22 protein-coding genes are annotated in these 22,192 nt (G+C 66.5%); 6 read left to right on the top strand and 16 right to left on the bottom strand.

The window, feature by feature from the left end:
• Positions 1-12: 12 nt before the first annotated feature.
• Complete coding sequence (gene ppk2 / locus AC1DY7_RS26170; RefSeq protein WP_477496657.1) at positions 13-903, bottom strand: polyphosphate kinase 2; 891 nt, start codon at positions 901-903, stop codon at positions 13-15.
• An 84-nt stretch (positions 904-987) separates the two neighbouring features.
• Between ppk2 and AC1DY7_RS26165 the strand changes: the two genes are divergently transcribed.
• A complete protein-coding gene (locus AC1DY7_RS26165; protein WP_477496656.1) occupies positions 988-1,221 on the top strand; it encodes a hypothetical protein in 234 nt (77 codons plus the stop codon).
• On the opposite strand, the gene AC1DY7_RS26160 is transcribed toward AC1DY7_RS26165, so the two are convergent.
• Positions 1,185-2,228, bottom strand: a complete 1,044-nt coding sequence (locus tag AC1DY7_RS26160; protein ID WP_477496655.1) for a bile acid:sodium symporter family protein — start codon at positions 2,226-2,228, stop codon at positions 1,185-1,187. The two genes, AC1DY7_RS26165 and AC1DY7_RS26160, sit on opposite strands and share 37 nt — an antisense overlap.
• A gap of 71 nt (positions 2,229-2,299) precedes the next feature.
• Between AC1DY7_RS26160 and AC1DY7_RS26155 the strand changes: the two genes are divergently transcribed.
• Positions 2,300-3,154, top strand: coding sequence for a LysR substrate-binding domain-containing protein (locus AC1DY7_RS26155; RefSeq protein ID WP_477496654.1), 855 nt, complete (start codon positions 2,300-2,302; stop codon positions 3,152-3,154).
• On the opposite strand, the gene AC1DY7_RS26150 is transcribed toward AC1DY7_RS26155, so the two are convergent.
• The 10 genes from AC1DY7_RS26150 to AC1DY7_RS26105 all read right to left on the bottom strand — a co-directional run bounded on the left by AC1DY7_RS26150 (position 3,151) and on the right by AC1DY7_RS26105 (position 13,964).
• Positions 3,151-3,867, bottom strand: a complete 717-nt coding sequence (locus AC1DY7_RS26150) for a glycoside hydrolase family 16 protein (protein WP_477496653.1) — start codon at positions 3,865-3,867, stop codon at positions 3,151-3,153. The genes AC1DY7_RS26155 and AC1DY7_RS26150 overlap by 4 nt on opposite strands.
• Positions 3,868-4,133: 266 nt before the next feature.
• On the bottom strand, positions 4,134-5,975 hold the full coding sequence (locus tag AC1DY7_RS26145; RefSeq protein ID WP_477496652.1) for an ABC transporter ATP-binding protein: 1,842 nt from the start codon (positions 5,973-5,975) through the stop codon (positions 4,134-4,136).
• Positions 5,976-6,022: 47 nt separating this feature from the next.
• The gene (locus tag AC1DY7_RS26140; protein WP_477496651.1) at positions 6,023-6,709 is read right to left on the bottom strand and encodes a VldE C-terminal domain-containing protein; all 687 of its coding nucleotides are present in this window, start codon (positions 6,707-6,709) and stop codon (positions 6,023-6,025) included.
• Between the two features lie 145 nt (positions 6,710-6,854).
• The gene (locus AC1DY7_RS26135) at positions 6,855-7,850 is read right to left on the bottom strand and encodes an ABC transporter ATP-binding protein (RefSeq protein WP_477496650.1); all 996 of its coding nucleotides are present in this window, start codon (positions 7,848-7,850) and stop codon (positions 6,855-6,857) included.
• Positions 7,847-8,845 (bottom strand): ABC transporter ATP-binding protein, encoded by a 999-nt coding sequence (locus AC1DY7_RS26130; RefSeq protein ID WP_477496756.1) that lies wholly within the window; start codon positions 8,843-8,845, stop codon positions 7,847-7,849. The genes AC1DY7_RS26135 and AC1DY7_RS26130 overlap by 4 nt, the downstream gene beginning before the upstream one ends.
• Positions 8,845-9,807: an ABC transporter permease gene (locus AC1DY7_RS26125; RefSeq protein ID WP_477496649.1), complete on the bottom strand. Its 963-nt coding sequence runs from the start codon at positions 9,805-9,807 to the stop codon at positions 8,845-8,847. The genes AC1DY7_RS26130 and AC1DY7_RS26125 overlap by 1 nt, the downstream gene beginning before the upstream one ends.
• 2 nt (positions 9,808-9,809) lie before the next feature.
• A complete protein-coding gene (locus tag AC1DY7_RS26120; RefSeq protein WP_477496648.1) occupies positions 9,810-10,853 on the bottom strand; it encodes an ABC transporter permease in 1,044 nt (347 codons plus the stop codon).
• The gene (locus AC1DY7_RS26115; RefSeq protein ID WP_477496647.1) at positions 10,854-12,497 is read right to left on the bottom strand and encodes an ABC transporter substrate-binding protein; all 1,644 of its coding nucleotides are present in this window, start codon (positions 12,495-12,497) and stop codon (positions 10,854-10,856) included.
• 129 nt (positions 12,498-12,626) lie between these two features.
• Positions 12,627-13,334, bottom strand: a complete 708-nt coding sequence (locus AC1DY7_RS26110; RefSeq protein ID WP_477496755.1) for an Rv3717 family N-acetylmuramoyl-L-alanine amidase — start codon at positions 13,332-13,334, stop codon at positions 12,627-12,629.
• A gap of 204 nt (positions 13,335-13,538) precedes the next feature.
• A complete protein-coding gene (locus AC1DY7_RS26105) occupies positions 13,539-13,964 on the bottom strand; it encodes a hypothetical protein (protein ID WP_477496646.1) in 426 nt (141 codons plus the stop codon).
• On the opposite strand from AC1DY7_RS26105, the gene AC1DY7_RS26100 reads away from it, so the two are divergent.
• Positions 13,963-14,220: a hypothetical protein gene (locus AC1DY7_RS26100; RefSeq protein WP_477496645.1), complete on the top strand. Its 258-nt coding sequence runs from the start codon at positions 13,963-13,965 to the stop codon at positions 14,218-14,220. The two genes, AC1DY7_RS26105 and AC1DY7_RS26100, sit on opposite strands and share 2 nt — an antisense overlap.
• Before the next feature lie 86 nt (positions 14,221-14,306).
• Here AC1DY7_RS26100 and AC1DY7_RS26095 read toward each other — a convergent pair whose 3' ends face one another.
• Positions 14,307-16,172, bottom strand: coding sequence for an Hsp70 family protein (locus AC1DY7_RS26095; RefSeq protein ID WP_477496644.1), 1,866 nt, complete (start codon positions 16,170-16,172; stop codon positions 14,307-14,309).
• 117 nt (positions 16,173-16,289) lie between these two features.
• Positions 16,290-17,042, bottom strand: coding sequence for a DUF3159 domain-containing protein (locus AC1DY7_RS26090; protein ID WP_477496643.1), 753 nt, complete (start codon positions 17,040-17,042; stop codon positions 16,290-16,292).
• 48 nt (positions 17,043-17,090) lie between these two features.
• Here AC1DY7_RS26090 and AC1DY7_RS26085 point away from each other — a divergent pair, with 48 nt between their 5' ends.
• Entirely contained in the window at positions 17,091-17,579 is a 489-nt protein-coding gene (locus tag AC1DY7_RS26085; RefSeq protein WP_477496642.1) for a nuclear transport factor 2 family protein, read from the top strand.
• Between the two features lies 1 nt (position 17,580).
• Here the strand turns inward: AC1DY7_RS26085 and AC1DY7_RS26080 are convergent, their stop codons facing one another.
• Positions 17,581-18,240, bottom strand: a complete 660-nt coding sequence (locus AC1DY7_RS26080; RefSeq protein WP_477496641.1) for a L,D-transpeptidase family protein — start codon at positions 18,238-18,240, stop codon at positions 17,581-17,583.
• 75 nt (positions 18,241-18,315) lie between these two features.
• Here AC1DY7_RS26080 and AC1DY7_RS26075 point away from each other — a divergent pair, with 75 nt between their 5' ends.
• Complete coding sequence (locus tag AC1DY7_RS26075; RefSeq protein WP_477496640.1) at positions 18,316-19,797, top strand: bifunctional phosphatase PAP2/diacylglycerol kinase family protein; 1,482 nt, start codon at positions 18,316-18,318, stop codon at positions 19,795-19,797.
• On the opposite strand, the gene AC1DY7_RS26070 is transcribed toward AC1DY7_RS26075, so the two are convergent.
• Positions 19,751-20,410, bottom strand: coding sequence for a phosphatase PAP2 family protein (locus AC1DY7_RS26070; protein ID WP_477496639.1), 660 nt, complete (start codon positions 20,408-20,410; stop codon positions 19,751-19,753). The two genes, AC1DY7_RS26075 and AC1DY7_RS26070, sit on opposite strands and share 47 nt — an antisense overlap.
• Positions 20,411-20,501: 91 nt before the next feature.
• On the opposite strand from AC1DY7_RS26070, the gene AC1DY7_RS26065 reads away from it, so the two are divergent.
• The gene (locus AC1DY7_RS26065; protein WP_477496638.1) at positions 20,502-22,157 is read left to right on the top strand and encodes a purine-cytosine permease family protein; all 1,656 of its coding nucleotides are present in this window, start codon (positions 20,502-20,504) and stop codon (positions 22,155-22,157) included.
• Positions 22,158-22,192 lie beyond the last annotated feature (35 nt).

The raw sequence follows: 22,192 nt of genomic DNA, 5'->3' as shown, positions 1-22,192 counted from the left end.
GGTCGCACCGGCCTATTCCCTGTCCCCCAGCAGTGTTGCCACGTGATCGTCGACGTAGGTCGACAGGTCGCGTGGCGGACGCTGGTAGCTCTCGCCGGGGACCGGGCGTTCGGGCAGCGTCACCGTCGGCGTTTCGACATCGTGGTAGTCGATCGTGGACAGCAGGTGGCTCATCATGTTCAGCCGGGCGTGCTTCTTGACGTCGGATTCCACCACGAACCAGGGGCTGCCCGGGGTGTCGGTGTGGGCCATCATCTCGTCCTTGGCGCGCGAGTAGTCCTCCCACCGGTACACCGACTCCATATCCATGGGCGACAGTTTCCACTGCCGGACAGGGTCATTCAGCCGTGACCTGAACCGGCGCAGCTGCTCGTCGTCGGACACCGAGAACCAGTATTTGCGCAACAGGATCCCGTCCTCGATCAGCATCTGCTCGAAGGTGGGGGTCTGGTGCAGGAACAGGGTGTGCTCCTCGGGGGTGCAGAAGCCCATCACCTTCTCGACGCCCGCACGGTTGTACCAGGACCGGTCGAACAGCACGATCTCGCCTTTGGCGGGCAGCTGCGAGATGTAGCGCTGGTAGTACCACTGGCCGCGTTCGCGGTCGTTCGGCGCGGGCAGCGCCTCGATCCTGGCGATGCGCGGGCTGAGGTATTCGGTGATCCGCTTGATGGTGCCACCCTTGCCCGCGGCGTCCCGGCCTTCGAAGACCACGACGACACGAGCGCCGGTGTGCTTGACCCATTCCTGGAGTTTCACGAATTCGGTTTGGAGACGGAATAACTCGGCCTCGTATACCGCACTGGGCAGCTTCTTGGCAGAACGGCGTTTCTTGGACTTCTTGTCCGCTTTGCCCTTTGTCGTCTCTTTGCTCACCGATGAATAGTAGTGCGAGGTGTTCATATGCGTTGCCTATGAAGAAGTTTCCACGCCGATCGAGCGCGGGTAGACATGAGGGCAAGAACCCCTTCAGTGAAAGGAAATATCATGTCGTTCAAGCTCATTGCCCTCCCCTTCCTCGCAGTGGCGGGCACGGCGGCGGCCATTCTCGCCGCGCCGTCGGCACTCGCCGCGGCGAGCATCGACCCGTGCAGTGCGGCCGTGTCCACGTCGCGCTGCCTCGGACCGCAGGGCATCGACGGTTTCAGCGTGCCGCAACCCAAGACCGGCGTGATGAACGGTCCTTACGGTTCGTGGGGTTCGGTCCCGCCGCTCGGCTGAGCCGCAACCCGCACGCAGTCGACGTTCTGCGACTCGTCGGCAGCCTCGAATGCCCTCCCCCACCGGCCCGCCAGCGTGGCGCAGGTGATGAGCTGGATCTGATGAAAGATCATCAGCGGCAACACGATCAAGCCCACCGGATGCCCCGCGAACAGCACCGTGGCCATCGGCAGCCCGGTGGCCAGGCTTTTCTTGGACCCGCAGAAGATCACCACGATGCGATCGGCCCGGTTGAATCCCATCAGCCGGGCCACGCCCGTCGTCACGCCCAGGACCACCGCCAGCAGCACCACACAGACCCCGACCACGGCCAGCAGATGGGCCACCGTCATCCCGGCCCAGATGTGCTCGGTCATGCCGGCGCTGAAGGCCGCGTAGACCACGAGGTACACCGAGCCGCGGTCGACGATCTTGGTCAGTGTGATGTGTGACAGCACCCGATACAGCTTGGGCCGCAACAGTTGTCCGGCGATGAACGGCAGCAGTAGCTGCACGACGATCTCCAGGATCGAGCGCGCCGACACGGTCGCGTCCCCGGTGGTCTGCATCAGCAGCGTCACCAGCAGCGGTGTCATGAAGATGCCCAGCATGTTCGACGCCGACGCGCTCACCACCGCCGCCGCGACATTGCCTCGGGCGATCGAGGTGAAGGCGATGGACGACTGCACGGTGGACGGCAGCAGACACAGGTAGAGCACCCCGGTGTAGAGGTCATTGGTCAGCACCGAGGGCACCAGCACCTTCAGCGCCAGACCGAGCAGCGGGAACAACACGTAGGTCGACGCCAGCACCGTGGTGTGCAGCCGCCAGTGCCGAAGACCCTGCAGCGCTTCGCGTGGCTCCAACCGGGTGCCGTACAGCAGGAACAGCACCGCGATCGCGATCTTGGTGGCCCAGTCCAGGACGCCGGCGGCTCCCCCGCTTGCGGGCAACAGCAGCCCGATCGCCATGGCGGCGAACAAGCCGAGCAGGAAGCCGTCGATGCGGAGTTTGGCCATAAGTCTCACCGCTTCACCGTAGAAGCCCGAGGACTCATGGCGAAAGTCGATGAGATAGATATCTGTGAACGAGTAGCGTGATGAATATGTTGGATCCGGAGCAACTGCGCACCTTTCTGGCCGTCGAACGCGCGGGCGGCTTCACCGCGGCCGGCCGGGTGCTCGGGCTGCGCCAGTCCACCGTCAGCGGCCATATCGCCCGGCTGGAGCAGGCGGTGGGCCGGGAACTGTTCCGTCGGGACACCCGCAACCTGGCACTGACCGCCGATGGCGCGGCGATGATCGGTTTCGCGCGCAGCATCCTCGACGCCCAGGCACAGGCCGACCGGTACTTCTCCGAATCACGGCTGACCGGCTTCATCCGACTCGGCGCGTCCGACGATCTCGTCACCAGGGACCTGCCGGACGTGCTGGTCGAGTTCCAGCGGTCCTATCCGGCCGTCGACCTGGAACTCGTGGTGGGGCTCAGCGAGAATCTCAAGGTTCGGATGGCCGCCGGGGAGCTGGACATGATGGTGGCCAAGCGGCTACCCGGCGAGCAACACGGCGAACTGCTCTGGCAGGACCGATTGGTGTGGGCGGGTCGCGCTGGAGCCACCGATGTCGGTGACCCGGTGCCGATCGTCACCTATCCCCCACCGAGCCTGACCCGTCATGTGGCTTTACGCGCACTGGAACGCGAAGGCAGGACCTGGCGCATCGCGTGCGTCAGCGACAGCCAACTGGGCCTACAGGCCGCGGTGCTGGCCGGTCTGGGCATCGTCCCACACGCCGAAACACTACTGCCGCAGGGTCTTTACCCGGTCGAGGACGCCGACCTACCACAGCTCGGCGAGCTGGAGTTCGTCCTGGTCACCCGGCGCAGCACGTTGTCCGAGCCCGAACAGGCTTTGTACGACGCCATCGTCGCCGGGGCCCGCCGGATGCACCACTAGAAGACGCGAATCCAGTCGATCAGCATTTCGGCCGGGTAGTTACCCTTGGCCGGCTCGCGCCCGCCGGAGCCGCCGACCGCGATGTTGAACACCGGCGCCAGCGTGTAGCCGGGATCGTTGAACGGCCAGTCGTCCAGCGAGTTGGCCGGCACCGTGAAGTACGGCTCCATACCGGGCGCGTAGTCCTTCCAGAAGTACAGACCGCTCGGCTGCCACGTCATCCGCCAGGTGTGCCAGCCGCTGTCGATCGGGTGCGGATTGGTGGCGAACGACGTGCCGTCCAGCCGGGCGTGCACGGTGGTGCCCGACGGCCAGTCCCGGTTGCCATACCACTCGACCAGGTCGACCTCGCCGCCGCGGACCGGGTCGTCGTTCAGCAGCCAGAACGCGGGCCAGGCGCCGTCGGTCAGGCAGTTGAGCTTGACCCGGGCCTCCCACGTGGTGCCGACCCCACCGCGCCAGTTGCCGATGATCTTGGCGCCGGCGTACTTCTCCTGGATGTTGTTGCCGGGCCCACGGGTGGCACGGATGACCAGATTGCCCTTGCCGTCCTGGAACACGTGCTCCTGGTCGGTGACGTAGCGGCCCATGTTGAAGGGCTGGTCCCACTCGACTGGGTTCCGGATGACCTCGCGGGCGGGCACGATGAACCACCACGCCGGGTCCGGCGGCGTACCGGCCGGACCGTTGAATTCGTCCTGGAACAGGAACACGGGTGCAGCCGCTGCCGGCGCGGGCGCCCCCGGGGCTGCCGGGCCGGGGCCCGGAACCGGCCCGAGGTCACCCGGAAGCGGCTCGGCGTGGGCGGTCGGGGGGGGGGGGGGGGGGGGGGGGGGGGCCGGGGGGCCGCGCCCGCGCCGAGACCCATCATCATCATCACCTTGCGGCGATCCATCTCAGGCACAGCAGAACCTTAGACGATGGAGGTGACCGCGGGCGTTCAACGTGCGTTCGCGTTCCGTTAACTGACAGCCGGCTGTCAGCCCGCCTCGGTGTTCTGCGCCTCGTACAACCGCTTGTACAGGCCCCCTTGCGCGATCAGCGAGTGGTGGTCGCCGGACTGGGCGATCCGACCGCCTTCCAGCACCAGGATCCGGTCGGCGACGGCGGCGATGAAATCCATATCGTGGCTGATCACCAGGCACGTGCGGTCCTTCGCGTAGCCGCGGATCACCCCGGTCAACCGGGCCCGCTGATCGGCGTCGAGGTTCTCGGTCGGCTCGTCCAGCAGCAGCACCTCGGGTCTGCGCAGCAGGCACCGCGCGAGTGCGATGAGGCGCTTCTGGCCGCCGGAAGGGACCTGGACGTCGATCACCGTGTCGTAGCCGTCGAACATCTTCACGGGGTCGGTGATCACCGAGTGGACGTGCGCCTGGGTGCAGGCCGCCTCGATCTCGGCGTCGGTGGCGTCCGGGCGAGCCAGCCGGAGATTCGCCCGGATGGTGTCCTTGGTGAAGAACGGGAACTGGGCGAGCTTGGACACCTGCTCGCGCAACGACGCGATGGTGACGGTCGAGATGTCCCGGCCGTCGAGCGTAATGCGTCCACGTTGGGGATCCAGGAATCTCAGCAGCAGATTGAAGACCGTCGACTTGCCCGAACCGATCCCACCGACCAGTGCGACGGTCTCGCCGTCGGCGACGGTGAACGACAATCCGTCCAGCACCGCATGCTCGGGTGTGTAGCCGAACGTGACGTCGTCGAACACCAGGTTTCCCGATACCTCGCCGAGTTCGGTGGCGCCGGGGATCTCGAGCACCGACGGGCGGGTGTCGAGCAGTTCGTAGGTCGACGAGGCGTTGGGCGCCACGGATTTGTACGTCGTGTAGGCGCCCATGACCCGTTGCGCCGCGCCGAACATCGTCGGGACCATGCCCGCGAACACCAGCAGTCCGGCGAAGGTCAGCCCGAAGTGGTCGCTGAACCCGATCCCCACGAGCAGCACCACGACGGTGCTGAGCGCGACGAAGATCTGAGATCCGTTGGCGGTGGCCTGCATCCACGCCACCGACGACGCGCCGGCTTTGGCCGCGCTTTCGGAAACTTTGCGAAACCGCTTGCTGCGCAAGGACTCCGCATTGAACATCTGGATCTCGGAGATCCCGCTGACCGTCTGCTCCAACTCGGTGGACATGGCGCGGTCGGCGACCATCTCCTTGTGTACCGCCGACTGGACGCGCGCGCCCGCGAAACGCAACGTGAGCAGCGCCAGCGGGGTCAGCACGAGCGCGGCCACCGTCATCTGCCAGCAGATGATCGCCAGATAGCCGACGGCCGCCAGCAGCACGACGCTGTCGATCAGAGGCGGCATCAGACATCCGGTGAGCAGCCGCTCCACGCCCGAGGATTCGGCGGTGACCCGTTGAATCAACTCACCGGTACGCGAGCGGGCGAAGAAGTCCATCGACAGCGTCTGGAGGTGATCGTGCACCCGCTGGCGGATGTCCACCACCAGGATCCGTTCGACCCTGGCCCCCACCCAGCCGTTGACGAAATACATCAACTGGGTGAGCACGAGCGACACCGCCCAGGTGGCCAGCAACACCGCGAACGGCACCGACCCGGCCACCGAATGCAGTAGCCCGTCCTCGCGGGCCACCAGCGGCCCGCGCAGATCCCATACCCCGGTCAGGTTGCCATTGTGGCCGGCGTCCGCGACCACCTGCATCATCGGCCCGAACGCTGCGGCAGAGACGTAGGGAAGCGACGAGGAGACCACACCGAGCAGCAGCGAGAACCCGATGAGACCGCGGACCGCACGGAGCATGCCCAGGCTGCGCCAGATCAGGCGCGGTGCGGAATCAACTCGAACATCAGCCACGAGATCAATATGCGCGATGGCGGCGCTTCATGGGCACCGAAAGCCTGTCAGCGGGGGTAGACCTCACTACCGGTCGGATAGCCGCCGCCGGTGGTGGTCACGTGAACATGGTCGAAATGGCCGTAGCCACCGCGCTGCGCGCCACCCGGGGTGTAGTAGACGCCGCGCCAGATGGCGTCCTGGATACCGAACCGGGCCGCGTTCTTCAGCACGAACGAGACGATCTCGTTGCCCAGCGCGACCCCCGAGGCCGAACCGGGGTTCGGGATCATCACGTCGAGCGCCAGACCGTCGGGATGCCAGCGCAGGGCGTCGGGCCGGACGCCGCCGATGCTGTGGATCTCCGGGAACGTCGCGCTGATGGTGCGCGAGACAAGAATGGTGCGGACCTGCAGCCCCCGCTCGGGCGCGAGGCCGACGGGCAGCATCAGTGGCCGGGTGTCCAGCCGCCAGCGCGACGCGGTGCCGGTCTGCGCGGCGGCAAAACTCACCTGGGGCTGCGCGACGGTGGGGGCGGACGAGAACACCGCGGGTGCGGCGACCACTTCCAGCCCGTAGGGCGTGCTGTCAGCGACCGTGACGACGTTGTCGGCAACCGGCTCGGCGGCTCGGGGTGCGGCCAGCGGGCACACGTCGCCCGAGGCCGCGGCCAGGATGGCGGCCGGCACCACCAGTGCAGCCAGGGCGACCGTGGGCCGAACGCGCCGCTGACGGGCTAATGCGTGTCGGCTCACCGACAGCACATTACGACCGAGACGAGGCATACGCAGCAACTTCCGATATCTGACCGTGCACTGGTTGTTACAACTTCGTGATCATAACCGGGCGTGTCGCTGGCGCTCAAATTCTCCGGAAACGCATCGCTGCAGGCAGCGGGCCTCAATCGAGGTTGCGAGGGTGGTGGCAGGCCGCGACATGCGCGACCTCGACCGCCGCCGTGTGGTCGACGAGCGCAGGCTCATCCGATTCGCACACCCCCGTCGACCAGGGACAACGCGTGTGGAACCGGCAGCCCGCGGGTGGGTCGATGGGGCTGGGCACGTCACCGTCGAGCACCAGCCGCTCACGGGTCGCGTTGCGTCGCGGATCGGGAACCGGCACCGCCGACAGCAGTGCATTGGAGTAGGGGTGCAGCGGGTGCTGGTACAGATGTGCCGCCCGGGCGCTCTCGACGACCTTGCCCAGGTACATCACCGACACCCGGTTCGACACGTGCCGGACCACGCCCAGATCGTGCGCGACGAACAGATAGGACAACCCGAACTCGTCCTGCAGGTCCTTGAGCAGGTTGACGATCTGCGCCTGCACCGACACATCCAGCGCCGAGACCGGTTCGTCGGCGATGATCAGCTTCGGCCGCAGCGCGAGTGCCCTGGCGATCCCGATGCGCTGTCGCTGGCCGCCGGAGAACTCGTGCGGGAAGCGGTCGGCGTGTTCGGGTCGCAGTCCGACCCGGTCGAGCAGGTCCTGCACCCGCGCGCGTACCTCACGCCCCGAGGCCAACCCGTGCAGTTCCATCGGGTCGCCGATGATCTGGACGATGCGTTTGCGTGGGTTCAGTGAGGCGTACGGATCCTGGAAGATCATCTGGATCTGGCGGCGCATGCTGCGCAGTTCGCGCGGACTCTTGCCGACCAGTTCGACGCCGTCGAAACGCACCGAACCTGAGGTCGGCTTGGTCAGTTGCATGATGACCCGGCACAGCGTCGACTTTCCGCAGCCGGATTCACCGACCAGGCCCAGGGTCTCCCCCTCGTCGAGGGTCAGGCTGACCCCGTCGACGGCGCGGACGCGGCCGATCTCCCGGTCGACGATGACCCCCGATTTGATCGGGAAATGTTTGACGAGGTCGGTGACCTCGAGGAGGGGACTCACGGCGCCACCGGGCTGCGCAGCCCGATCCGGCCGTCGACCACCCGCAAGGTGCGCTTCTGCTCGGCGTTCAGCCAGCACCGATCACGGTGCAGCGGTGGGGGTTCGGCGCACTTGTCGAAGACGTGCGGGCAGCGGGCAGCGAACCGGCAACCGACGGGAAGATCGTTCAGCGACGGTGGCGCCCCGGCGATCTGGGCCAACCGCTCCGGGTTCGGCTGGTCCAAACGGGGCAACGAACCCAGCAGGCCCCACGTGTAGGGATGCTGCGGGTCGTAGAACAACTCGTCCAGAGTGGCCTGTTCGACGATCTGGCCTGCGTACATGACCGCCACCCGGTCGGCGACCTCGGCGACCACGCCCAGATCGTGGGTGATCAACACGACTGCCAGACTGCGCTCCTCGTTCAACCGCGCCAGCAGCGCCAAGATCTGCGCCTGCACGGTGACATCGAGTGCGGTGGTGGGTTCGTCGGCGATCAGCACGTCCGGGTCCAGGGACAGCGCCATCGCGATCATCACCCGCTGCCGCATGCCGCCGGAGAACTCGTGTGGATAATCACGCACGCGCCGTTCGGGATTGGGGATACCCACCGATTTCAGCAACTCTACGGCGAGGTCGCGGGCCTCCTTCTTCGATACGTCCCGGTGCGCGCGGATCATCTCGGTCAGCTGATCGCCGACGCGGTAGACCGGATTCAGCGACGTCATCGGATCCTGGAAGATCATCGCGATCCGCTCCCCACGGATGCTGCGCCAGCCGTCGTCGTCGAGGTCGTTGAGGTCGATACCGTCGAAGCGCACCGAGCCACCGATGGTGGCATTGGGCGCCCGGGTCAGGCCCAGCAGCGTCTGTGCGGTGACACTCTTGCCCGAGCCGGATTCGCCGACGATGGCCAGGATCTCGCCGCGATCCAGTCCGAAGCTGACGCCGTCGACGGCGCTCACCACCCCACCGTCGGTCGCGAAACTCACGGTGAGCCCATTGACTTCGAGCATCATGCCGGGGCCGCCTCTCCGAGCCGGATGCGTGGATCGAGGAACGCGTAGACCACGTCGACGATGGTGTTGAACAGCACGATGAAGAACGCGCCGAACATCGTCACACCCATCAGTGGTGGCAGGTCCAGGCTGCCGATCGCCTGGCCGGCGTACAACCCCACCCCGTTGAGGTTGAACACTGTCTCGGTGAGGATCGCCCCTCCTCCGACGACGGCTCCGAAGTCCAGCCCGAAGAGCGTCACGACGGGAATCATGGAGTTACGCAGCACATGCCGTATCCGCACCTGACGCTCACTGATGCCCTTGGCCCGCGCGGTGCGCACGTAGTCCTCGTTCATCACGTCGAGCATGTTGGACCGCAGCACCCGGCTGTAGAAGCCGACGTAGAGCACCGCCAGCGTGATCCACGGCAGGACCAGGTGATACGCCCACTGCGCTGGGTTCTTGGTCAGCGGCACGTAGCTGCTGGTGGGAAACAACTGCAGCTTGAAACTCAAGTAGTACAAAAGAATTGCCGCCAGCCAGAACACCGGCATCGAGATCCCGGTGAGCGCGAGGATCGACAGCAGCCGATCGGTGAGCTTGCCCGAGTGCACCGCCGACAGGTAGCCGAACACGACCGCCAGCGCCATCCACAGCACCGCCGCGCCGATGCACAGCGAGAAGGTGGCGGGCGCACCCTTCCAGATCTGCTCGACGACGTTCTGCGAGCTGGCATACGACGTGAGCTCACCGGTGAAGATCTTGCGCATCATGGTCGCGTACTGGACCGGAAGCGAGCGGTCCAGACCGAGATCGGCGCTGACCCTGGCGATCAACTCCGGATCGGCGTTCTTCCCGGCGATCCGCACCGCAGGGTCGGAATTGGGTACCACGTTGAAGATGACGAAGATGAGCACGGAAATCGCGAACAGCACAGCGATCATGCCGAGCACCCGGCGCACGACGAATTGGAGCATCCTCAGTGCTCCATCCGGATCTTCGCGCGGGGGTCCAGGGCGTCGCGCAGACCGTCGCCGAACACGTTGAGCGACAACACCGTCAGGACAATCATGAGACCCGGGACGATGGTCAGGTGCGGTGCGGTGTAGATGGTCTGGTAACCATCGGCGATCATGGTGCCCCAGGATGCGTTGGGCGCCCGCACGCCCGCCCCGAGGAACGACAGCGCGGATTCGAGCAGCATGTTGTTGGCGATGTTGAGGGTGAAGAACACGATGATCGTGGACACCACGTTGGGCAGCAGCTCGGTGAACATGATTCGCGCCGAGCCCATGCCTTGGGAGACCGCAGCCTCGACGAACTCCTTCTCCCGCAGCGCGAGGATCTCACCGCGGATGGGCCGGGCCATGTAAGGGACGTAGACGAAGCCGATGATCAGGATCGGGATCCACAACGAGTCGCCCGCCACGGTGAAATCGCCGATCTTCAACCCGCCCAGCGCCAACGCGGTACCCAGGGCGATGCCGAGCAGAAGCACAGGGAAGGCCCACACCACGTCCATGACACGGGACAGCACCGCATCGATCCAGCCGCGGTAGTAGCCGCACAACAGGCCCACCAGGACCGCGAGCACCGTCGTGACGACGGCTGCGGCGACGCCGATGAAGATCGAGGTGCGGCCGCCGTAGAGCAGGCGGACCATCACGTCGCGGCCGTTCTGGTCCGCGCCCAACAGGTAGCGACCGTGCAGACCCGGTCCGATCGGGGTGCCGTCGGCCGACACCACATCGGTCTGCTTGCCGTCGATGAGCACCTTGTCGGTGATGTGGTTCTCGTTGGGACTGGTGTGCGCGACATGTTCGGCCCACAGCGGCGCCGCCAGACTGGTCAACACGATCAGGAGGAACAGCGCGCCGAAGGCGAGCGCAGCGCGATTGCGCCGCAGCCGCATCCACGCCAGATACCAGGGGCTGCGCCCCCTGATCTGTTCGATGGGGACGCCGACGGGCAAGACGGGTTCACCCGGTGCCTCGATGCCCCCGGTCGAGCCCGGGGCGCTCATCTACTTCAGCGCCAGCGCGGCCCAGTCCTGGTTGAACAGGAGATGTGGGACCGTCTTCTCGAAGTCGACGCGGTCCGAGACAAACGTCGTGAACTCCTCGTTGCCGTAGGGCGCCCACACCGCCTGCTCCATGTACTTGCGGTCCAAGTCGGCGTACTGCTTCTTGAGGTCATCCGACATCTGCTGGGTGCGAAGCTCGTTCATCTTCGCGTCCAGTTCCGGGATGGCCACCCTGGAGAAGTTGTTGCCGTTGGTCGGCAGGATGCTCTCCCCGTTGAGCAGTGGACGGAAGAAGTCGTCGGGGTGCGGGAAGTCCTGGAACCAGTCGGCGAAACCGGTGTCGATATCGGGTGTCGACTGATTGCCGATGGTGGCCCAGTAGACGTCACCGGCGATCACCTTCAGCGTCGCGTTGAAGCCGAGCTGGGTGAGCAGGTCGTGGTAGTACTCCCCGATCCGCTTGCGGTCCGGCTCGTCATCGGTCCACACCGTGATGTCCTTGTCGACCGGATTCGCTTCGGCGATAAGGGCTTTCGCCTTGTTGAGGTCAGGACCGGGATACAACTTGTACTCCTGGTAGCCAGGCATACCGGGCGGCAGGATCTGCTGTGTCGGATGCAGACGGCCGCCGAACACCCGGTTCAGCGCCTCCGGGTCGATCGCATAGTTGATGGCTTGGCGCACGCGCAGGTCATTGAACGGGGCCGTCTTGTTGTTCATCCAGAAGTAGTAGGTGTTGATCGAGTCCTCCAACCGGAACCGGTCGCCGTACTTCGCCTTCACCTCTGGCAGCCGGTCGGCATCGGGCGGGTCGGCCATGAAGTCGATGGTGTTCTGCTCGATGCCGGTCACTTGCGCCGAGTTGCTCTTGTTCTGCGTCACCGTGATCTTGTCCACGTGCGCATCGGCCACCTCGTCGGCCCCCGCGGCCTTCACCGTCGTGAAGTTCGGGTTGCGCTCCAGCGTCATGGTCTGCGGGGCTTCGACTTTGGTGATCTTGAACGGCCCGCTGGACGCCGGTGGGTTGTTCGTGGCGTCCTTGTCCAGCGGTGTGCTCGGCGGAACGGGCGCGGCGAACGGCAACGCCAGGATATTCTCGAACGTGCCATTCGGCTCCGTCAGCACGATGGTGATGTCGCCGCTGGCATCGTCGGTGGTGATACCGCTGATCTTGTCGGCCTTGCCGTCGGCGTACTCACCGGTGCCGACGATCGGTTTGTAGAACACCGAACCACCGGAATCCGCTTTGAACAATCGCTGGATGGCGTAGGCGAAATCGGAGGCCTTGATGGGTGTGCCGTCGGAGTACTTCATATCGGGCCGCAGGGTCAGCTTGTAGGTCTTACCGTCCGGCGAGACCTCCGGCATGGCCTTGGCCAGCCCGGGTACCACCTTGGTGCCGTCCGCACCTTTGGCGTGTTTGTACGTCAGTAGCGGTGTGTAGACGTTGTACAGCACTTCCCAGCCCTCGACGGTGTAGGAAAGCTGGGGATCGACGTAGTCGGGGAACGACGTCATCGAGATGTTGAGTTCGCCGCCACCTCCGCCGGCGCCGCCCGAGGAATCATCGCCACACGACGTCACCCCGAACGCCGTCAACGCGACCGCGACACCGATGGTGGTCGCTCTGCGCAGCATGCTCATCCCACTCCCCCTCGCTTGCCCTGGCTGTCCACTCGATGTCCATAAGCTGTACGCCTAGCCAACGGGCTGTGGACCATCTTTGAGGAAATCCTTGCGTTGGCAACTCGAGTTGCCAGGTTCGGGCGTCGCTCAGGTGAGTAGTTGCAGATAGCCTGCGATTCCGCGAGTTACGGCCTGCGCGAGCCGGGCCCGCGTGCCGGGGTCCGTCAGAGCCGCCGCGTCGTCCGGGTTGCGCATGTTGCCCATCTCGATCAGGATCGACGGGTACTGCGCCAGATTCAGGCCGGCGAGGTCGGATCGGCCATACAACCCGTCGGTGCCGCGGTAGGTCGATGGCTGCATGCCGCAGGCCATCAGTTCATCGCGCATCACCTGCGCCAGTCGGCGCGCCGGGCCGGCCTGCGCCGCATTCAACGGCGGGTCCGAATAGTTCACGTGAAATCCGCGGCCCTGCCGCGGACCGCCGTCGGCGTGGATGCTGACGATCGCGTCGGGGTGCACCGAATTGGCCATCGCCGCACGCTGATCGACGCATGGACCCAGGGCGTTGTCATTGCTGCGGGACAGTCCGGTCCGGACACCCAGTTGGCCGAGTTCGGCGCGGATGCGCAGCACGGTGTCCCAGTTGAAGGTGTGCTCGGGATATCCGGCGTCGGTGGTGGTGCCGGACGTCTGGCATTCCTTCGTCGACCCACGTCCGTCGGTTACCTGCCGGACGATCGAGGCATCATTGGCCCCGTTGTGACCGGGGTCGAGGAAGACGATCCGCCCCGCCACGTTGGAGGCAGCGTGCGCGGTGGGCGCACCGGACGAAGCGAGCAGCGCCGGCGCTGCCATCGCATAGCGCAGCACGTCACGCCGCTTCGTCGATCCTGGATCGAAAGATCCTCCGCAGCACACGTTTTCACCGTAGATGCCGGATCTTCCGGACGCGACAGGTCACAGCGACCCGGCAGGTAATCGATGCCGACCAGCGACCTGGTTGTCGCTCAGTGGCGGTGGTGGTTCGTAGGGTGTGTACCACCACCATCGGGGGCCTTACTAGTTGCCGCCCGAATCCGGGTTGGCCTGTGCCGATGCCTGCGCTGCGGCCGAAGCGGCGGCGGCCTTGGCAGCGCGGCCTTCCGGGCTGCCCGCCGAGTAACCGGCCGACTTGTTCGACGCCGCACCCGATTCGCAGTTCAGCGACACGACCATCTCCTTGGTGGCCGATCCCGAGCTGTTCTCGGGCGCCGCCACCGTGCGCTGCACCGCGTTGACGACGATGCAGTCGTCGCGGTTCTGCACGTCACCGAAGGTGGTGCCGACGATCACCGTGTAGCCGGCGCCGCTGAGCGCAGAGGACGCGTCGCTGTACTTCTGTCCTGTCACGTCGGTGCCCGCCGCTGCGGCGGTTCCGCTGGTGATCACCGCGGCGAACCCCGCGGCCGTTGCGGCGAGCCCAGCCGCCAGTGCAATCCGTTTCATGGTCAGCTCCTATTTCGCCGGCGCGGCCTTGGTGATGGCCTCCACATTGGACGGCGTGGTCCACGTGGCCGTCGCCCCCATGTTGGCCGGCGCGACCACCGGTGAGGAGTACGTGGTGTTCGCGGGCGCATCGCCCGAGCCCGCCAACGTGCTGGCGGGGTTTGCGCCGTGCGCGGCGCTCAACGCACCGAGCGTGACCATTGCACCGGCGCCGATCACACCGAAAATCGCGCGTCGGGAGCGCCATGACGTTTGAGTTCTCATGCACTGATCGTGCTGCCGGCAACCTCAAGCTAGCTGGAATGCGGCTGTGATATTCCTGCCGCACGGGTTACCGGCCCGTTACGGAATGCTGGGCACGCCCCAGCCGGGCACATGCGGCGGGTAGCTCGGAGTCGACGGTTCACCACGGTTGGGCACCTGGATAGGGATCGGCACCGGCACGAACGGCACGGTGATGAAAGTGGTGGTCATCGCCGGGGTCGTCGTGGTGGTGGTTGTTGTCGTCGTGGTCGTCGTGGGCGGCGTCGTGGTGGTGGTCGTCGTCGTCGTCGTGGTTGTGGTGGTGGTCGTCGTCGGCGATGTCGTCGTGTGCGTGGTGGTGTACGTCGGCGTCACGACGGGTTCCGGGCTCGGCGGCGGCGGCGGGGGCGGCAGCTCGGTCGTCACGGTGACGACCGGAGGCGGCGGCGCCTCGGTCGGCGGCGCGACCGCAGCGGGCGGCGGCTCGGCCGGCGGCGAGGCGATCGGATGCGACACCGGAGCGTTCGTCGGCGTGGGGCTGGGGCTGGGACTTCCCGAGTTTCCGGTGAGGGCGACCGCCACCCCACCGAGTGCCACCAACGTCAACACACCGGCGGCGGCGAACACCAGGATGGGCAGGCGCTGCCAGGTCCGGGGCGGCTCGTCGTAGGAACCCGGAACATGATGTGCCACAGCGCGTGTGGGAGCGTCCATCGCATACGGATTTCCGGGAGCGTAAGGGGCGAAGGGAATCTCGCCGCCCGTGTAGGGCACCGGGTCGCCGGTCGCGGCATCGTCCTGCGACCAGGCCAGGGCCCCGACAGCACCCTGGGCCGTGGACCCGAGCTGCGTCGGAATGTCGGTGCCGGCCGGGGCGAGACCCGTCGGGGCGTCGGACGCCGTCGGCGCCAGACCGGTCGGCGCGTCCGGAGCGATGGGCGCCAACCCGGTGCGCAGATCGGATTCGGCCCCATAGGCGGCAAAAAGTGCTGCGCCGATGGCGGCGTCGAGCGCGGGTTGCGCGGTGGTGACCACCGGGATCCTGGTGTGCTCCGAAAGCCGTTGAGTGATCAACGGAATGCTCGCCCCACCACCGACGGTCGCCACCGCCGAGAGATCGGCGAAGGCGATCCTGTTGCGCTGCAACAGATCATCCAGGGCGGACAAGACTTCGCCGAACGGATCGGCGAGCAGTTCCTCCAGCTCGGCGCGCGTGACCCGGACCACCGACTGATGCCCCGGCAGCGCCACGGGCACCTCGGTGGCGGTCAGCGACGACAATCGCTCCTTGGCCTGGCGGCATTCCTCGCGCAGTTGCCCGAGCAGCCCGACCGCCGCGGTGGCGGCCGGATCCGCGTCGGTGACACCGCCGAGCACCTTCGTGAGCACCGCCTGATCGATCAGATCACCGGAGAACTCGGTGACCCGCAACGTCTCGTCCAACGGCTCGAACGCGGCTCCGGCGTCGGCCAGGGTGATGCTGGTGCCACCCCCACCGAAATCGAGCAGTGCGACCGGCCCACCGCCACTGAGGCCGGGATTGGTGCGCAACGAGGTCAGCGTGGCCACCGCGTCGGACACCAGACGGGGCGGGGTGCCGTTCGGGGCGAGCACCGGATTGGTGCGCAGAACCGCGCGCAGGGTCCGGACCGTCGCAGCGGTCCAGTGCGCGGGATAGGCGATGGCCGTCTGCGGTGCCGGCTGCGCACCGGCCATCACCTCGAGCGCCTCGACCAACAGGTCGTCGGCGGCGTAGGACGACCCATCGGAGGCCACCAGCGGCACCGGATCGCCGACCCGCTCGACGAAGCCGCTGAGCACCAGGCCATCCACTGCGGGCACACCGATGACCGGCGTGCCGTGCGTGGGCAGGGTCAGCACGGCGCGCCGGGTCACAGACTGGCCGCCGACACTGGTCGCGACCATGTTGGTCGTCCCGATCGACAACCCCAACGGGTCGCTCATATTGAGCACACCTTAGCCGCCCACCGGCCACACAGACGAAGGGACACACCGCGCTCGGTCGAACTTCGTTCCGGCACTGAACTTTTGGATCAGTTGTGAATCACCTTTGTCGGCGGGTCACGGCGCCGCGGGAGCCGGATCCAGTTTGCGCAAAATGGCCGACCCGACACCACCCGCCACGATGCACCCGATACCGACGACCGTCGGCACCGAATCCGAGACCAGCCCGGCGATGCCGGTGACCATGACGAACGGCGGCAACCAGTCGATCGCCGCGATCCACGACGGCGCCGGATCGGCGGTCGCGCCGTCCGGATAGAAATCGGTGAACGACACCGCGAACATGATCGCAGCCAACGGCACGATCCAGGCGGTCCAGAAGTTGTCGCCGTCGCGCAGCACCGCGTCACCGACCGCGCCGGACACCGCTGACACGGTGAAGGCCAGCGCCCAGACCGCCGAGATGACATAGTTGATCCGGCGGAACAGCGGGGTCTCCCAGTGCTCTTCGGGAGTGCTGTCCTTGGCATAGGCCAGCGTGAAGGGCCGCCCGATCGCCAGGGTGAACAACGCGAACACCGCCAGCGCGAGGTTGCTCAGCTCACCGGCCCACAGTTGCAGCCAGTCGATGACGGCCGGCGCGGCCAGCAGGCCGATCAGGGCCAGCACGCCGAAGAACACCGCCGTGAATGCCTCCAGCAGATGCACCCGCACCCCGCGGCGCCACCCGGCCCACATCGTCACCAAGGTCAAACCGAACGCGGCGGAGGTCGCCTCCTCGAACCGGCCCGGACCGGCGATCAGTGACATCAACACCCAGGGCGCCACCCCCGCGAACGGGGATTTGACGAAGGCGTCGACGAACTTCATGTCCGGACTGTAAGCGATCTGCATGTGGCGCGAAACAAGTGTGCTGCAATGTCGAATGTGAGTGACAACGCGAGTGATATCGAGGCCATCAAAGACGTCAAGTACCGCTACCTGCGGGCGCTGGACACCAAGCACTGGGACGACTTCGCCGCGACCCTCACCGAGGACATCGACGGTGACTACGGCTCCAACCCGGACGGCTCCGGTACGTTGCGCTTCACCGACCGGGCCGCGCTCGTCGACTACATGAGCACCTCACTCGGCGCCGCGATCATCACCGAGCATCGGGTCGACCACCCGCAGATCACCTTCGACGGCCCGGACGACGCATCCGGCGTGTGGTACCTGCAGGACCGCGTCATCGCCGCCGACTTCAACTTCATGCTGATCGGCGCCGCGTTCTACCGCGACCGCTACCGGCGCACCGCGGACGGCTGGCGGATCTGCGCCACCGGGTACGACCGCACCTACGAAGCGACGATGTCCACGGAGAACCTGGGCTTCCACCTGAAAGCCGGTCCCGCACTCAATATCTGAATTACTTCGCCACCGCGATCAGGGCACCCGGCTGCAGCCACTGCATGATCTTGACCAGGGTGGCGTCGTCGATCGCCACACAGCCCGCCGTGGCACCCCCGTCGGTGGTGTGCAGGAAGAACGCGCCGCCGTTACCGGGCACCCGCGCCTTGTTCACACCCATCACCACGGCGTGCGCGTACTGCGGGATCTTGAGGTTCTCGGTGCCGCTGCTGGGATCGGTGTTGAACGGACACTGTGCCTTCTTGCACACCTGCATGGTGTTGTAGGTCGGGCTCATCATGTCGCCGTCCCACCAGTGGTCCGAACCGACCTGGACGTACTGCAGTCCGCCGCCGGGATTGGGCTGGGTGCCGAACGCGAAGTCGAGGCTGAATATGCCCATCGGCGTCTTCATTTCGCCGTCGTGGGTCTGCGGCGCCATCCCGTTGGACCCGATGTGCGCCGGGATGCCGACGCCGATCGGCTCCCAACCCGCCGTGCTGCGCTGCCAGACGTCCATCTTCGCCGACGAGCCGCCCACGCCGACAACCGAAATGACCTGGGTGGCCGCACCGACAGAGTCGGCGAACCACGGGGTGTCCACTGCGCGGGACACCGGCGTGGGCACAGCTCCGCTCAACAGCGTCACCGCGCACAGCAGCATCAGCAGTCGGCGCATCCGTCCATCGTTCGCAGGCGGCACCGCGCGGGTCAAGTCAAGGTTTGGACACAACCTGCTCAGTAGGTTGGAAACATGATCGGACGACGGGCACGTGGACTGCAGCAGATCGGCCGGGGACTGGGCACCCTGGACCGCGAGATCTTCGAGGCGGTGGCCGAGTCGCCCAGCCCGCTGCTGGACTCCGTCATGCCCAAGCTCACCTCGGCCGCCGACCATTCCAAGCTGTGGATCGGCATCGGAGCCGCGCTGTCCGCCGTCGGGACCCCGTCGATGCGGCGCGGCGCGGCCCGCGGCCTGGTGACACTCGCCGTGACCAGCCTGGTCACCAATCAGGGCGCCAAACGCCTGTGGAAGCGACCCCGACCGGACCGCACGCCCGTCCCGCTCATCCGGCTCTCGCGCAGGATGCCGACGTCGAACTCGCTGCCGTCCGGGCATTCGGCCAGTGCCGCCGCCTTCGCGGTGGGCGTCGGCCTGGAAAGCCCGCCGCTGGGTCTGGGGCTGGCCCTGCTCGCCGGGTTGGTCGGGCTGTCCCGGGTCGCGACCGGCGCGCACTACCCCGGCGATGTCTTCGCCGGCTTCGGCATCGGGGCGGCCATCGCGGTGCTCGGCGCCCGCGTCGTGCCGCCGATCGTCGAGTCGACGCTGCCGAGTTCCGAGCCGCTGCGCCTGGACACCCCGCCCCGCCCCGCCGGTGAGGGCGTCGTTCTGGTCATCAACCCGGCCTCGGGCAGCGGTACCGGCGCCCGCGTCATCGACGAAGTCGCGAAGGGCCTGCCCCAGGCGGAGATCGTCGAGGTCGGCGAGGGCGACGACATCGCCGAGGCGCTGCGCGACGCCGCCGCCCGGGCCGAGGTGCTGGCCGTCGGCGGCGGGGACGGCACCGTGTCCTGCGCGGCCGGGATCGCTGTGGACGCGGGGTTGCCGCTCGCCGTGTTCCCCGGCGGGACGTTCAATCATTTCGCCAAGGACATCGGCTGCGACACCGTCGCGGCCACCGTCGCCGCGATCCGGGCCGGGCGTGCCTCCTATGTGGACGTGATCCGCTTCAACGAATCCGACACCGTGATCAACACCGCCAGCATCGGCGCCTATCCGGCGTTCGTGCGGATCCGGGAGAAGCTGGAGCACAAGATCGGCAAGCCGCTCGCCGGAGCGTACGCGCTGTGGCGCACGCTGCGCAGCGACCCGGCCGTGCGCATCGCGTTCGACAACAAGACGGTGCAGACCTCGTTGTTCTTCCTCGGCAATTCGGTGTACGCGCCGTCGGGTTTCGCCCCGTCCAGGCGCGGCCGGATGGACGACGGGCTGCTCGACGTCCGGATCCTGGAGACCGGGCGCCGGTTCAGCCGGGCCCGCATCCTGACCGCGCTGGCGTTGGGCCGCCTGGTGCGCAGCCCGCTCTATCACGAGTTGCGGGTGCCCGAGTTCAGCTTCGTCGCCGTCGACGGACCGACGCCCGTCGCGCACGACGGCGAGGTCGAGAACTCCTGCGAGGAGGCCACTTTCAAGGTGCTGTACCGGGCACTGCCGGTGTTTCGACCGCTGCGCTGACGGCCTTGGGTTTCAGTACCGGCAGACACGCCAACACCCACAGGTAACCCAACGACCAGCCCGCCAGCACGTCGGAGGGGTTGTGCACGTTGAGCACCACCCGCCCGACGCCGATGGCCAGCACGACCACCACGCCGAAGATCAGCGCCGGCGTCCGCCAGGTGGGGCGCAGTTGGGGCGAGGCCACGATCAGCAGCCCGAGCACCCCCGCCATCACCCCGAGGGCATGCCCGGACGGATAGGACGTCGAGGACTCGAACACCAGCGCGGTGGCGGGGCGGGGGCGGTCCACCAGCGCCTTGAGCACCACGACCAGCAGGCCCGACACCTCCACCGACAACGTCAGGAACAGCGCCACCCGCACCTGACGCCGGACCAGCGCGACGATGATCCACACCCAGGCGAGCACCCGGAACACCGCCGGATGGAACACGGTGCAGAGCACATCCCAGGCGCGTACCCAGCCGGGATGCGCGATGCCGAACCGGTGTAGCGGTTCGAGCACCGACGTGTCGGCGGTGGCCAGCCAGTGAGCCTGGCCCAGCACCGCGACCAGCGTCGCGACGAAAACCACGAACGCGATCACCGCGGACCACCGTACGAAGCGTGTCACCGAATCAGTCCTACCACCCACAGCTGGATGCAGTATGAGGGCAACGCCACGGTGACGCCGCGGAAACATAGCCACCTTAAGTTTGCTGACCATGACACAAGAGCTCACCGACGAGCCGGCCGACGCCGCCGTCGATGCCGACGACCGGCTCACCGCCACCAAAGAGACCCTCGAGGACTACACGCTGCGCTTCGCCCCGCGCAGCTACCGGAAGTGGTCCACTCGAGTGGTCGGCATCTCGGCGCTGGGCGGTATCGCCTACCTCGCCGACTTCGCGATCGGCGCGAACATCGGTATCTCCTACGGCACCACCAACGCGCTGTGGGGCATTTTCATCTTCGCCGTCGTGGTGATGTTGACCGGTTTCCCGGTGGCCTACTACTCGGCCCGCTACAACATCGATCTCGACCTGGTGACCCGTGGCAGCGGCTTCGGCTACTACGGGTCGGTGGTCACCAACGTCATCTTTGCGACGTTCACCTTCATCTTCTTCGCGCTCGAGGGTTCGATCATGGCCCAGGGCCTCCAGCTCGGGCTCGGCATACCGTTGTGGGTCGGCTATGCGGCCTCGACGCTCATCATCTTCCCGCTGGTGATCTACGGCATGAAGGTGCTCTCCACGCTGCAGGTGTGGACCACTCCGCTGTGGCTCATCCTGATGGTCGCGCCGTTCGTCTACCTCGTCATCAGTCATCCCGAGTCGGTCGGCCAGTTCTTCGCCTACCAGGGTGAGAACGGGGTGCAGGGCTTCGACCTCGGTTCCACCCTGCTGGCCGCCGGCGTGTGTCTGTCGCTCATCGCCCAGATCGCCGAGCAGAATGATTACCTGCGCTTCATGCCGCCCAAGACGCCCGAGAACAGCCGCAGCTGGTGGACGTGGATGTTCCTGGCCGGCCCCGGCTGGGTCATCTTCGGCGCCATCAAGCAGATCGTCGGCTTGTTCCTGGCCGTCTACCTGATCGCGAACGTCGCCGACAGCACGGGTATCGCCAACCAGCCGGTGCACCAGTTCCTGGAGATCTACCAGAACTTCCTGCCCCCGTGGCTGGCCATGACGCTGGCCGTCGTACTGGTCGTCATCAGCCAGGTCAAGATCAACGTGACCAACGCCTACTCCGGTTCACTGGCCTGGACCAACTCGTTCACCCGCGTCACCAAGACCTATCCCGGTCGGCTGGTGTTCCTCGGCGTCAACCTGTTGATCGCGCTGATCCTGATGGAAGCCAACATGTTCGACTTCCTCAACACCATCCTGGGCTTCTACGCCAACTGCGGTATGGCCTGGGTCGTGGTGGTGGCCAGCGACATCGTGTTCAACAAGTACCTGCTGAAGTTGTCGCCCAAGGTGCCCGAATACCGGCGCGGCATGCTGTACGGGTTCAACCCGGTCGGGTTCGGCTCCATGCTGATCGCCGCAGGCGTGTCGGTGATCGCGTTCTTCGGCGGCCTGGGTGAGGCCATCCGGCCCTACTCGCCGCTGGTGGCGATCGGTCTGGGCCTGGTACTGCCGCCCATCATCGCCATCGCCACCAAGGGCAAGTACTACCTGCGCCGCACCGACGACGGCATCGACCTGCCACTGTTCGACGAGTACGGCAACCCCGCCGATGACCACCTGAAATGCCATGTCTGCCACCATGATTACGAGCGGCCGGACATGCTGAAGTCGGCGACCGGCAACGGGTTCATCTGCTCGCTGTGCCTGAGCACCGACAAGACCGGGGAACACGTCCTCCCCGCCCAGTGAGTCGCGACGTGTGCACGTTTCGTAGCGCCCGGCGT

It is taken from the genome of Mycobacterium sp. P2_H7 (assembly GCF_056403275.1).
The sequence above is the reverse complement of the archived record's forward strand: the minus strand, read 5'-3'. Positions and strand labels throughout refer to the sequence as shown.